9 protein-coding genes are annotated in these 14090 nt (G+C 47.8%); 4 read left to right on the top strand and 5 right to left on the bottom strand.

Annotated elements, in window-relative coordinates:
- Positions 1-37: 37 nt before the first annotated feature.
- Complete coding sequence (locus QUB35_RS17150; protein WP_333142999.1) at positions 38-1171, bottom strand: transposase; 1134 nt, start codon at positions 1169-1171, stop codon at positions 38-40.
- A gap of 301 nt (positions 1172-1472) precedes the next feature.
- On the opposite strand from QUB35_RS17150, the gene QUB35_RS17145 reads away from it, so the two are divergent.
- The 4 genes from QUB35_RS17145 (at position 1473) to QUB35_RS17130 (ending at position 9322) form a co-directional block, all read left to right on the top strand.
- Positions 1473-1607, top strand: a complete 135-nt coding sequence (locus QUB35_RS17145) for a helix-turn-helix transcriptional regulator (RefSeq protein ID WP_333104598.1) — start codon at positions 1473-1475, stop codon at positions 1605-1607.
- A 97-nt stretch (positions 1608-1704) separates the two neighbouring features.
- Positions 1705-6543 carry a PAS domain S-box protein gene (locus QUB35_RS17140; protein WP_333142998.1) on the top strand — a complete coding sequence of 1613 codons (4839 nt, stop codon included), beginning with the start codon at positions 1705-1707 and terminating at the stop codon, positions 6541-6543.
- 308 nt (positions 6544-6851) lie between these two features.
- The gene (locus QUB35_RS17135) at positions 6852-8501 is read left to right on the top strand and encodes an ABC transporter substrate-binding protein (RefSeq protein WP_333142997.1); all 1650 of its coding nucleotides are present in this window, start codon (positions 6852-6854) and stop codon (positions 8499-8501) included.
- A 161-nt stretch (positions 8502-8662) separates the two neighbouring features.
- A complete protein-coding gene (locus tag QUB35_RS17130) occupies positions 8663-9322 on the top strand; it encodes a pentapeptide repeat-containing protein (protein ID WP_333142996.1) in 660 nt (219 codons plus the stop codon).
- A 413-nt stretch (positions 9323-9735) separates the two neighbouring features.
- On the opposite strand, the gene QUB35_RS17125 is transcribed toward QUB35_RS17130, so the two are convergent.
- From QUB35_RS17125 to acnB, 4 genes are all read right to left on the bottom strand, one after another.
- Complete coding sequence (locus tag QUB35_RS17125) at positions 9736-10116, bottom strand: cupin domain-containing protein (protein ID WP_445252002.1); 381 nt, start codon at positions 10114-10116, stop codon at positions 9736-9738.
- A gap of 85 nt (positions 10117-10201) precedes the next feature.
- A complete protein-coding gene (locus QUB35_RS17120) occupies positions 10202-10657 on the bottom strand; it encodes a nucleic acid-binding protein (RefSeq protein ID WP_333142995.1) in 456 nt (151 codons plus the stop codon).
- Positions 10654-11067 carry a hypothetical protein gene (locus QUB35_RS17115; RefSeq protein WP_333142994.1) on the bottom strand — a complete coding sequence of 138 codons (414 nt, stop codon included), beginning with the start codon at positions 11065-11067 and terminating at the stop codon, positions 10654-10656. Before QUB35_RS17115 ends, QUB35_RS17120 begins: the two co-directional genes overlap by 4 nt.
- 70 nt (positions 11068-11137) lie before the next feature.
- Positions 11138-13753 carry a bifunctional aconitate hydratase 2/2-methylisocitrate dehydratase gene (gene acnB / locus QUB35_RS17110; protein ID WP_333142993.1) on the bottom strand — a complete coding sequence of 872 codons (2616 nt, stop codon included), beginning with the start codon at positions 13751-13753 and terminating at the stop codon, positions 11138-11140.
- Between the last annotated feature and the right edge of the window lie 337 nt (positions 13754-14090).

Here is a 14090-nt window from a genome sequence, read left to right as displayed (position 1 = left end):
ACATACTCCCCTGCCTAAAGGCGAGGGGATTCTAAGCTCAAACAGCAATTGCAGGCACAGCCTGTCTAACATCGCCTAACTTAACGGTTGACGCCCCACCAAGGAAAACAAGCAAGTTATTTATTGCAGCGTTCTCGTCTCTGCTGTTCACCTTCTGGCAGGACGGACATCGCCATTCACGAACTGATAAATCCAATTCTTTCAGAACGTGTCCACAGTGGGAACAAGTTTTACTAGATGGATACCAGCGGTCGATAAAAACTAATTGTTTTCCTTTCTTTTTGGCAACCCATTTGAGAATTTGGAGGAAATCGCCAAATGCAAGGTCTGAGATTTTACGTCCCCAAAGCCGTTGCATTCCTTTTAGATTCAACGTTTCAAAACACAGCACGTCAAACTTATCAGTTAATTCGTGAGCCAATTTCCAGAACCAATCAGAGCGACGATTTACTACGTCCTCGTGCTTGCGAACTAGATTGAGTCTTGCTCTTTCCCGGTTAGCTGAGCCTTTCCGTTTTTTGGAATGTTGACGATTCGCTTTCTTAATAGCGCCGAGGGATTGTTTCAGGAATTGTGGTGATTCGATTTTCGTTCCATCTGAGCAGGTGAGAAACGTTTTCAAGCCGAAATCAAAGCCAGCGATTCTACTCGTCTCGACTTTGGTTTCAGGTTGTTCAACGCTGTCAACGACCACAACCATGAATAACTCTCCCAATGGAGTGCGCTTAATGGTTAAGGTTTTGACCTTCCCCGCTATCTCTCTGGAATTCCAATACTGATAAACGCGATTCCCAATTTTAATTCGATTACCACCTAAAAATTTATAGCCAGCTTGCTTGAGAGTGAACGATTTGTATTTGCGAACTTTCTTGAAACCGGGAGGTCTAACTCCTTTCTGGTGATGCTTAAAAAACAGTTGGTAGGCTTTCTCGATTCGCTGGCAGATATCCTGTACAGCCTGAGATCCAACCTGCTGCCAGAACGCTTTACGCTTTCTGATTTTAGCAATATGACTTTGAAGCTTGCTGCAATTCAAATGCTTGCCCCACATCCGGTAGTACCGTTTATGGAGTGCAATGCAATGGTTGTAGATCACCCCGGCAGCATTGATACTTCGCTTGAGATGTCTATTTCGCTTGCTTTGATATAGCTTAAACTTCAATGTTTTCATGCTAACCATGATCTCATAACGGGTAGCGATTGGGTAGCAAAATGATTAAAGAAAGATTAAGTATTCGCATTGCCGTGAGTCGGTTAAAAAAGTTACGGAGAATTGCCAAACAGAAAGAAAAAACAATGACCCAGCTTGTAGAGGACTGGATTGATACACTTAAAGAGGAAAAGCCGTCAAGCGAAGGACGGGGCTTTAGACCCAGTTCTTTGGTAAAATATAAACAGCTTTATACCTGTTACTTCTGAGGGATCTCAAAAGAGAACGGCTGAGGGCGGAACAACCAGCGATCGGTAATTTGGTGCGAGAACAGCGGCAAGCGCTGCACCTGTCTCAGAAAAAGTTGGCGGATGAATTAGGGATGACCTTTCCCACGATTAATCGTTGGGAAAATGGACACGCTACGCCTTCTGGGTTGGCAGTCAAGCAAATTTAGATATTGCTGGATGAGTTGATAATTTGCCAGATGCAACGCTTCGCGAATGCAGTAAGGCGCTGCGAGCAAGATATTTTTCGGATAAGGAGTACAAACGGTGAGTTTAGAGGGAATCAACAGCATTTTCAGAGATATTCGACTACTTCCCTATGGTGTGGCGATCCTCTCCGTGGCTGTGGCACTGGCGCTAACCCGATCGCTTTTACCGTGGCTTTACCCAACCACGACGCCCCTGTTTTTCATCGCGGTGATAGTGAGTTCCTGGTATGGCAGTTTCGGGGCTGGGTTACTGGCAACAATTTTATCCACGCTGGCAATCAACTATTTTTTTATTGAGCCGTTCTATTCCTTACAGATAGTTAATGTAGAGACAATTGTTCGGCTGGGTATGTTTTCGATCGCGGCAGGATTCATCGCTGCACTCAATCTATCGTGGCGCACTGCTCTAAAAAACGCGAAAGCAGCCTTGCAAACTTTACAGGAGGCAAGGTTCCTAGAACAAAAAGCCCAGGTTCGGGGCCAAGTAGCACAAACTGCGGCGACTGCGGCAAAAGAACAGCTAGAAACGGTACTTTCTACCATCAACGATGGGTTTTACATCCTCGATCGCGATTGGCGCTACACCTATGCCAACGATCGCTACTGTGAAATGGTTGGAATGTCGCGGTCAGCGATTCTGGGTCAGAACGTTTGGGAGCTATTTCCGGCTGCCGTTAACACCGATGCTTATGTGCAGTTTCATCGGGCAATGCGCGAACAAACACCGCTCCAGTTTGATTATCTCTACTCACCTTGCAAGCGTTGGCATGACCATCGAATTTACCCTTCGCCCAGTGGACTGACCGTTTTGCTTGCTGACATTACCGATCGCAAACAGACGGAACTCCTCCTAATCGAGCAGAAACGACTGCTGGAGTCGATCGCATTCGGGCAGCCACTAGACGACTGTCTGGCAGCCGTGTGTGACTCAGTATCCAGGCTGAATCCGGGTACCCGCGCCTGCTTCCTGCTAGCCGATGCTCAGCGGCTGATGTTTAAGAGATCCATTACTCCAGACTTTTCACCGTCTTTTGGTGAAGGACTCCAAGATGCTCCGATTAACGATTTGTGTATTGGAACCTGCGGCGAAGCAGTGTATAGCGGTCAGCCCGTGACCTGCGCCGACATTGCCAACGACGATCGCTGGTCGCAAGCATGGCGAAATTTATGCGTGGCTCATGGCATTCTAGCCTGTCATTCTCAGCCCGTGTTCAGGCAGGACAATGTACCTATGGGGTCGCTGATGCTGTGCTTTAGCGAGGCGCGGATGCCCACTGATTGGCAACATAAACTCGCCGAGTTCGGCACCCAACTTGCCAGCATCGCCTTCGAGCGCGATCGATCGTTCCAAGCGTTGCGCGAGAGCGAAGAACAGCTCCGACTGGCTTGCGAAGGCGGCAATTTGGGTTTGTGGTATTGGGATATGGAAACTGACACGCTGAGTTTGACGGACATAGCCAAAGCGATGTTTGGTTTACCCGTCAATACCGCAATGTCCATGCAGGTGTTTTTAGAAGCGGTGCATCACGACGATCGCCCATTCGTTCACAGCGTCCTCACTGAGCTAAAAGCGAATCAACCGCATACTGAAATTGAGTATCGGACGCTGTGGGCAGATGGCACCGTTCGTTGGATTTTGGCAAAGGGCGATTGCGCCTACAACGCTGATGGCGTCAGAATTTCGATGCGCGGCGTATTAATCGACATCAGCGATCGCAAACAAGTCGAAGAAGCGTTGCGTCAAAGCGAAGAGCAGAGTCGCAACATTCTAGAAAGTATTGATGATGGATTCTTTTCCCTTGATGAGAATTGGCGTTTCACTTACGTGAATCGGTCAGCGGAAATTCTGCTAGACCGCACTCCGGGCGCTCTGATTGGGAAGAATTTGTGGGAAGAATTCCCAGGACTCAATGGCACCGAGTTTGAGCGGGTTCATCGGCGCGTGGCAAACGAGCGCGTGGCTTTTTCAGTCACGGCGTTTTATCCCGATCACGATCGTTGGTATGACGTTCGCACCTACCCTGCCGCGAACGGGATTACGATTTATTTCCGAAATGTCACCGCTCAAAAACAGGCCGAGGAGGTATTGCAACAACGAGAAGCAGAACTTAGTTTAGTCACCAATGCCGTGCCTGCCTTGATTTCCTTTGTAGACTCAGACCAGCGCTATCGCTTCAACAATCGAGCATATGAAGAATGGTTTGGACATCCGGCAACGGACATCTATGGCAAGCACCTTCAAGAGGTTTTAGGCGAAACTGCCTATGAAGAGATTCGTCCTTATGTTGAGCAAGTCTTGGCAGGAGAGGAAGTGACCTTTGAAACCCAAATTCCCTACAAAGACGGTCGAACCCGTTATATCAATGCGACCTATGTTCCCCGCTTCAATAGCCAGGGAAAAGTTGAAGGGTTCGTAGCACTGGTCAACGATATCACCGATCGCAAACAAGCCGAAGCCACACTACGGGAGAGTGAGGCACGGTTCCGGCTGATGGCAGATGCCGCCCCTGTGCTGATTTGGATGTCGGGCACCGATAAACTCTGTTATTACTTCAACCTCCCGTGGCTAAACTTTACGGGACGGACGATCGAGCAAGAAAGGGGCAATGGTTGGGCAGAAGGAGTCCACCCCGACGACTTCGATCGCTGTTTAGACACGTATGTGACTGCCTTTGATGCCCGTCAACCGTTCAAGATGGACTATCGCTTGAAACGCTGTGATGGCATATACCGTTGGATTATGGATGAAGCTGTTCCTCGCTACGGATTGGAAGGTGAGTTCTTGGGCTACATCGGCTCCTGTGTTGATATTGAAGACCACAAACAAGCTGAGGAAGCCCTACGCGAGAGTGAATCCCGCCTCCGTCTGATCATTGAAAGCGCCAAAGATTATGCCATCTTCACCCTCGACCTTAACGGCATCATTGCCAGTTGGAACTCAGGGGCCGAAAGGCTGTTGGGCTATACCGAGACAGAAGCAATTGGTTGCTCGGTTCGGATGATCTTCACGCCCGAAGATAACGAACAAGGACAAGCCGAGTACGAGAAGCAAACGGCTCTACTGCAAGGACGGGCCGAAGACGAACGCTGGCACGTCCGCAAAGATGGGAATCGCTTTTGGGCTAGTGGATTGATGATGCCCCTGCTTAACGAAGCGGATTGTCCGCAGGGATTGGTCAAAATCATGCAGGACAAGACTGCACAACGGCAAGCAAGTGAGCGACTGCAATTTCTGTATGAAACTACCCGCGATCTGATGCAGACAGAACAGCCTCTGGCTTTGATGCACACGCTATTCCGCAAACTTGCAGTGCAACTCGATCTGCACTCTTACTACAACTTCATGGTGGAAGAAAAAGACAACCGCCGGATGTTGCATTTGACAAACTATGAGGGCATCTCTGAAGAAAGGGCGCAGGCGATCGCATGGATCGATTTAGGGGAATATCTCTGTGGACTGGTTGCCCAAACGCAGCAGCAACTTGTCTTGAATCAAGTCGAACTTTCCACTCATCCGAATGGTAAAGCCGCCTGTGAAATGGGCATCATGGCTTACGCGGGTCAACCGTTAATCGCTCAAGGGCAGTTATTAGGAACGCTCTCCTTTGCCAGTCTGACTCGGACGGACTTCACGCCTGCAGAAATCGATCTGCTGCGATCTACTTGTGACCAGATCGCGATCGCTCTGGAACGGGCAAATCTGAACGATTCACTGCAGCAGCAAGCGGAACAGCTAAAACAGGCAAATCGGATCAAGGATGAGTTTTTAGCGGTACTATCCCATGAATTGCGATCGCCCCTCAATCCCATCCTGGGCTGGTCAAAGCTGCTGCAAACTGGCAAGCTGGATGCGGCCAAAACTGCACAGGCGTTAGCGACGATCGAACGGAATGCCAAGCTGCAAACTGAATTGATTGAAGATTTGCTTGATGTCTCGAAAATTCTCCAAGGCAAGCTCAGTCTTAATATTCGTCCAGTCGATTTAGCTTTAACTGTGGAATCGGCGATCGAAACTGTCAATTTGGCTGCTGTTGCTAAATCCATTGATATTCGGACTGTGTTAGATCCTCAGATCGGACAAATTTTGGGGGATTCGGGCCGTTTGCAGCAGATTGTCTGGAATCTTGTTTCCAATGCGGTCAAATTTACTTCAGCCGGGGGGCGCGTTGAGGTGAATTTGACTCGTGTTGGCAATCAGGCTCAAATTACGGTGGCGGATACAGGGATTGGCATCGCACCGGAGTTTTTACCCTACGTGTTTGACTACTTCCGCCAAAAAGATGGCGCTACAACCCGCAAGTTTGGTGGCTTGGGATTGGGGCTGGCGATCGTGCGGCATCTAGTCGAACTGCACGGGGGCACCGTTGGGGCCCAGAGCCAGGGTGAAGGGTTAGGAGCTACCTTTACTGTAAGACTGCCTCTATCAGGGAAGGTAAGACAAGAAAACTCTCTTGCAGGACTTTCGGAACGATCGACTGCGGAGGAACCGTTATCCGGGATGCGGGTACTTGTGGTAGATGATGAGCCGGATATGCGAGAGTTGATTTCCTTTTTGCTAGAAGATGCAGGTGCAGAGGTACTGACTGTTGCTGTCCCTCAAGAAGCCCTCACGGCGTTGACTAATTTCCAGCCAGATGTCCTGGTGAGCGACATTGGAATGCCGGGGATGGATGGCTATATGCTGTTGCGGCAAGTGCGAGCCCTGCAGCCAGAACAAGGCGGGCTGATTCCCGCGATCGCCCTGACTGCCTATGCGGGCGAGGTTAATCAACAGCAAGCTTTGCAAGCTGGATTTCACCGACATCTGGCAAAGCCGATCGAACCGGATAAATTAATTAAAACGATCGTCGCACTTCTTAGCAAGAATACTCATGACCCAGCTAGCTATAAAAATTGATCCGAAGGAGTTCAAACCGATCGAACATCACCAAGCTTTTAAGTTGCTCAGGTTAGGGAGCGATATTTGTATTATCTTCTGTCCGGTCGATTCCCTCCGCTTCGCTTCGACCGAAATCAGGTAGGGGCGGGTTCAACAACAATATCTGCGAATAATTGACAATCTCAAAAACCCGCCCGGCCGGGATATTATGGTCAATCGCTCGGACGTGATATTACAGGAGAATCTATCAATAAATCCGGTTTCTAGTCTAACAGTGCGTAAGTCCTGATAATATAATCAGTAATTTGGAGTGTCAAAAAAAGACGATGAGAATTAACAAGCAGCAGCCTAGAATACATATAAAACCTTCAGTGATTAAAGCGATAGCTCTGTTCTTTCTTTGCTGCTTGTTAACTGCAAGTTGTGGACAAAGAACACGTCCATCGGTCACTGCGAGCGGCGAAAATGCTAATAACCGCGTTACTATTGGCACAACTTTGAAATTGCGGACGATCGACCCTGCGGACGGTTACGAAACCTTATCTGGACAATTGCTACGCAATTTGGGCGACACTCTCTACGCCTACAAGTCGGGAACTACAGAGTTAATCCCCCACTTAGCGACAGCGATGCCAAAAGTTAGCCAAGACGGATTGACATATACAATCCCCTTGCGTCAAGGCGTTATTTTTCACGACGACACACCGTTTAACGCCGCCGCAATGGAATTTTCCTTGCAACGGTTTATCCAAAATGGCGGCAGTCCGGCTTTGTTGTTGAGCGATGCAGTAGAATCGGTGAAAGCGACGGGCGAATACGAATTAACTTTTCAACTCAAAAAGCCTTTTGCTGCTTTTCCTTCCCTGTTGACATTTTCGGGTATGTGTGCAGTTTCTCCGAAAGCTTACGAGATTGGGCCCGGTAAATTTAAACCCGATACCTTTGTGGGAACTGGACGTTACAAGCTGGCGAAGTACGGCAGCGATTCTCTCAAGTTTGACGTGTTTGACAAGTATTGGGGGGAAAAGCCGGTTAATCAAGGAATTGACATTTTGCTGCTTTCTAGTTCGTCAAATTTGTTCAATACTTTTCAGACTGGTGCTGTTGATGTGGCTTATTTGTCTCTGGATGCAGACCAAGTTCGCAGCTTGGATGAGGGAGCAAAAAAAGGGAAATGGCAGGAAATCGCGGGGGAAAGCAGTACGGTTAATTACATGACGCTGAATATGCAGTCTAAACCGCTGGACAAGTTAGAAGTGAGACAGGCCATCGCAGCAGTGATGGATCGCCCGCTGATTAACGAGCGCGTACTGCTGGGACAAGCACAACCGCTTTACAGTCTGATTCCTACAACCTTGGACGTTCAAAAACCGGTTTTCAAAGAACTGTACGGCGACGCCAACACGGCCAAAGCCAAGGAACTTTTAACGAAAGCGGGATACTCGGCCACAAATCCTTTTGTTCTGCAAATTTGGCATGCTTCGGCTTCCAGAAAAAGAGCTTTAGTCGCGAGTACGATCGAGGCCCAAACTAAACTCAAAATGGACGGGATAATGCAGGTAGAAATTAACAGCGTTGAATCTCCGACTTTGTTTCAAAACATAGAGAAGGGCATTTATCCAGCGGTTTTAGTGGATTGGTCCGCCGACTTTTTTGACGCTGACAATTACATTCAGCCGTTTTTAGATTGTGCCACAGGTTCGGAGGCTGGGGGCTGCTCCAAGGGTGCAAGTCAAAGTCAGGGATCGTTTTATTATAACGATCGGGTAAATCAACTGATCGACAAGCAGCGCAAAGAAACAAACCCTGAAACCCGCAAAGCCCTATTTGCCGAAATTCAAGACATACTGGGTAAAGATGTACCTTTCATCCCTCTTTGGCAGGATAAGGACTATACGTTTGCTCAGAACAGCATTACCGGCGTCCGTCTCGAACCGACGCAATCTTTTCCTTTTTGGTTCCTGAAAAAGCAATAATTCGTTACAATAATTTGGGGGAGTTGAAACGTCAATAATTATTGCATATTTTGTGCACAACAGGGTGATGATTGTCACAGTTTATCAAAGAGACTGATCACCCGACCCTCTTTAATAATGTGGGATATTATTAAGAGAGAGATATTGCTGAGGGTGGGTATATGAAACTTGGAATTTTAACAACAACAGGGCTGCTGATTGCGATCGGTTGTGCCTCGGGAGTAAAGGCAGAAAACGTATCACACGTCAAACAATTATTAGAAACTAAAAAATGTACCCAATGTGACTTGACAGGAGCGGAGCTTGCTGGTATTGATTTGACGGGCGCAGATTTGAGCGGTGCGAATCTGAGCGGTGCAAATTTGAACGGTGCAAATTTGAACGAAGCCAAACTGAATGAAGCAAATCTGAAACAAGCTAAATTGCAAGGTGCGAGTTTAATTGCGGCTAAAATGCACGGGGCTAATTTGGAGGGTGCTGATTTGAGCCGCGCTAATCTGAGTTTGGCTGGTTTAGTGATTGCGAGTTTGAAAAATAGCAACCTCACCAGCGCTAATTTAATCGGCGCTAATTTAGAAAGCGCCAATTTGGCAGGTGCAAACTTGAGAAATGCTCGCCAGTCTTTAGCGAATTTATCTAATGTCAGCCTCAGAGGTGGCAGTTTGTCGGGAATAGACGTACAGGGAGTCAACTTGCGGGATGCAAATTTGACCAATGCAAATTTGAACGGTGCAAATTTGAACGGTTCGGACTTGACAGGTGCTAATTTAAAGAATGCCAATATGGCAAATGTAGATTTGAAAAACGCTTCTTTGCCGTAGGACGATCGCCAATTGCTATATCAAATTCTGGTGCTTAACAAAGTTAATATAATAAGGTAGGGGCAATTCTGAAATTGCCCCTACAGTTTTAATGGTAGGATTTATATCATGTCCGGTCGATTACCCTTCATCAGGTAGGGGCGGGTTCACTAACAATATCTGCCAATAATTGACAATCTCAAAAACCCGCCCGGCCGGGATATTATGGTCAATCGAGCGGACATGATATTATCTGGTTTCCTGTCGCTGCGTAGGTCAATCGATTTTAGATTTTAGATTTTAGATTTTAGATTAAAGCATTGACTTGCGCGAGATGAATCCGGGGGCTTGTATCCTGGATGCTTTCGGTCATTGTTCGGTGTGCGAAGCTTTTCCCCGGTGTCTGCGATTGCTTCATATTTGGGGTTCTAGGATCAATCTTGCTCGTGAGCATCTTGGGCGAAGCGGATAATGTCATCATCGCCGAGGTATTCACCATTTTGGATTTCAATCATCACCAAGGGAATAACGCCTGGATTTTCTACGCGGTGAGCAGTATTCATGGGAACGTAGGTTGACTGTTTCTGCATGAGAATCGTCTCTTTGTCGTCGCAGATAACTTTAGCGGTACCGGAGACGACAACCCAGTGCTCGCTGCGGTGATAGTGCATTTGGGTGCTGATGTGATGCCCCGGCTTGACTTCAATGCGATTGATCTTATAACGATCGCCCGCGTCTATGACTGTAACTTGACCCCAGTAGCGGGTTTGTGTGCGATCGTCAATTTTTTCGATTATGTCCACTGTTTCCACCATCCTGTTTATCTCGCCAACGGTGTCTGCAAAAATATCTGTAGTTCAAAGTATAGCAGGGATAGGGTAAGTGCGATCGATTTAAAGATTACTGAATTAGTCGCCACTCGCGAGCATCAACAAATTGCGACAAATGCCCCACATTTGTTGTAGCAATTACCACATCATTGCCTTCACTTGCCTCCAATATTGCTTGAGCCGCCAAAATCACATCCCCGTCAAGTGCATTAGGTTCGGCTGTTGGTCTTCCTCTCCTTCTCGCGTCAGCCCACAACTGAGTGGCTAAAAGCATTACCTCTGTAGTCAAAGGACGGTATGTAAGTTGTAATTTCAATTCATCAAGCCGTTGAATACCTGCTAATTTACCTGCGCGGATCAACTCCCGTCGCACTTCGTAGTCAGCAATTTCAGGCAGAATTATTATTTCGCCCCTCCGCATTAAAGAGTTTAGCCAAACTTTGCACTCTTGAATTTCAGCAGAGGATGCTTTAGGGTTTGTTACCATTCCTAATGGGCCAGAGTCGAGAATTATTACTCTACTCATGGGAATAATGGCCGATTAGAAAGGCGGTCTTCATCTAAAGCTTTACGGAGATATTCAGCGGTTTCTGTTTGTTCTTGTTCATCTCCCTCCTCAATCCATGAATTGATTAATTCAATTGCACCTTTATTTCTTTGTATCCGTTCCTCCAGCGACAGTTTAGTAATGTCTATTTTCTCAGATGTCTGGGGAGGCTCGGACAATACGGGCTTTACTGTCACCGTTTCCAGAAATAAGCGCATCATCTGAAGTAAGTTTGGCCAATATTCTCTGGGAGTTTGCTGAATTACGCGGAGGAATTCCGCGATCGGCTGGCTTAATGGGCGATCGCTTTCTTTGTCTTCAACCGTAGGAGTTTCGGGCGCTGATTCTACTGTCCCTTGGCTTTCGCTGCTTAAAACTTGTTCGGACATAATTACTTTTTTCCTTTCTCTCATTTACTCATATTATAAACAAAGGGCGGGCAATTGCCCGCCCCACTTTTTACTTGCTCAACACACCATCGGGAATCCCCAAAATATCCTCAATTCGAGGCATATCTTCCAAAGCAATCACTCGTCCTTCATCCTCAAAACCAGCAATTTGATCGAAATTCAAATACCGATACAAATCACCAGCAAAAGGATCGATTCTCTTCGACACAATGTCATTGTATTCTTGGACTGTGGGAATGCGACCTAACAGCGAACAAACGGCCGCCAATTCCGCTGAACCCAGATAAACTTGTGCATCTTTGCCCATGCGGTTGTTAAAGTTACGAGTAGAAGTTGAAAACACCGTTGTCGCATCTTTAACCCGCGCTTGATTGCCCATACAAAGACTGCATCCGGGCATTTCTGTACGCGCTCCAGCAGATCCAAAAATGCTGTAATAACCTTCTTCTTTGAGTTGCTGTTCGTCCATCCGAGTTGGCGGACAAATCCACAGGCGAGTTTTCACTTCCCCTGCACCTTCCAACACCTTCGCTGTGGCGCGGTAGTGACCGATATTTGTCATGCAGGAACCGACAAATACTTCGTCAACCCGATCGCCCGCAACCTCACTCAACAACTTAACATTATCCGGGTCATTGGGAGCAGCCACAATTGGCTCTGTAATCTCGTTCAGATCGATTTCGATGATTTCAACGTATTCCGCATCAGCATCCGCCTCCATCAGCACCGGATTTGCCAGCCATTCCTCCATCTTAGCCACCCGGCGCATCATCGTCCGCGCATCTTGATAGCCCCGCGCCACCATGTTTTTCAGCAGCGCGACATTGGAACGAATGTACTCAGAAACAGTCTCCACGCTCAATTTAATCGTGCATCCAGCGCAAGAACGCTCGGCCGTCGCATCGGTCAATTCAAAAGCCTGCTCGACCTTCAAATCGGGCAAACCTTCAATCTCCATAATCCGTCCAGAAAAGATGTTTTTCTTGTTCTGTTTCTCGACGGTTAGCAAACCTTTTTGAATGGCCACATAGGGAATTGCATTCACAACATCCCGCAGCGTTACTCCGGGCTGCAATTCACCTTTAAACCGTACTAAAACCGATTCTGGCATATCCAAAGGCATGACGCCCAAGGCTGCAGCAAATGCGACCAATCCCGAACCCGCAGGAAAGGAAATTCCCAAAGGAAAACGAGTGTGAGAATCGCCGCCCGTTCCCACTGTATCTGGCAATAACATCCGGTTCAGCCAAGAGTGAATAATGCCGTCTCCGGGGCGCAAAGCTATGCCGGCGCGCTCTGCCATGAAATCGGGCAATTCGTGGTGAGTTTTGACATCAACTGGTTTTGGATAAGCGGCGGTGTGGCAGAAACTTTGAATCACCAAATCGGCGCTAAATCCCAAACAAGCAAGTTCTTTCAATTCGTCGCGAGTCATTGGCCCGGTGGTATCTTGCGATCCGACTGTTGTCATGACTGGTTCGCAAGATGTACCGGGACGAACGCCGGACAAACCGCAAGCTTTGCCTACCATTTTTTGTGCTAAAGTGAAGCCTTTGCCCGTATCTACTGGGATTGTAGGGCGGGTAAAAATAGTGCTTGGTTTTAGTCCTAAAGCTGCGCGGGTTTTGTCGGTTAAAGTTCGTCCAATTAATAGCGGAATTCGGCCACCGGCGCGAACTTCGTCTAGAATTGTGTCGGGTTTGAGGGTGAAGGTGGAGATGATTTCTCCGGCTTCGTTGGTGATTTCGCCTTTGTAGGGATGGATGGTAATTACCATTCCTGTTTCCATTTGGGAGACATCACATTCGATCGGCAATGCGCCGGAATCTTCAGCGGTATTGAAGAATATCGGGGCGATCGCACTTCCTAAAATATAACCGCCACTGCGCTTGTTCGGCACAAACGGAATATCATTGCCAATATGCCAGAGCACGGAATTAATCGCCGATTTCCGCGACGAACCGGTACCGACAACATCACCAACATAAGCTACGGGATAACCTTTTTGCTTCAAGTCTGCAATGGTTTGCAAAGCCCCAGGCATCTTACTTTCGAGCATCGCCAAAGCGTGTAGGGGAATGTCCGGCCGCGTGGTAGCATGAGGTGCTGGCGACAAGTCGTCAGTATTGGTTTCTCCAGGAACTTTGAAGACTGTAACGGTAATCGCTTCTGGCAGTTGGGGGCGGCTGGTAAACCACTCGGCATCCGCCCAAGAATCGACTACCTGCTTGGCGTAGGGATTGGTATCGGATAAAGTCAGAATATCGTGGAAAGCGTCGAATACTAACAACGTTTTGCTCAGTGCCCGGGCTGCGGTGGCGGGAATGGCAATTTCCGCAGTAGGATTGAGCAAATCGATTAAAGATTGGACGTTGTAACCGCCCATCATTGTCCCCAGCAGGTAAACTGCCCATTTGGGAGCAATTAGGGGGCTGTGGATTTCGCCTTTAGCAATGCCAGTTAGAAAACCAGCTTTGACGTAGGCGGCGCTGTCTACGCCTGGGGGGACGCGATCGCGCAATAATTCTATTAAGGTTTCTTCTTCTTGTGCCGGCGGATTTTTCAGCAGTTCACACAGTTCCGACGTTTGCTGGGCATCTAGCGGCAGGGGTGGAATTCCCTCATGGGCCCGTTCGGCAGCGGTACGGCGGTAAGATTCAAGCATTTCTCCTCTCTCCTCGGATAGTATTCGGTGGTTGGCAAGTAGGTGACTTTACTTTTTAGATTAGGAGCTTCCGCTGCACATTGGGTAAAGTACCTCGCCATACATCAAAACTTAACGCAACTTTAAAAACAGTAGATTGTCATACCAAAGACAGATGTGGTCTTTGACGGGAAAGCAGCATATCAAACTTCAGCCGAGCAGTTTAGGGGCGTTCCGTTGCATAGTTCTGGTTAAGATTAATGTGTTGTCGGCTACTGTAGATCCTCCTCTGCATCTGAAATCGTCATTTACCAATAGTCTGGACTGTTTTTAGTTCGTAGTTTGAAACCCTTGATTT

This window comes from Microcoleus sp. B13-B6, from assembly GCF_036705405.1.
Taxonomy (GTDB): Bacteria; Cyanobacteriota; Cyanobacteriia; order Cyanobacteriales; family Microcoleaceae; genus Microcoleus.
Note: the sequence above shows the minus strand (reverse complement) of the source record. Positions and strands in the feature narration are given on the sequence as shown.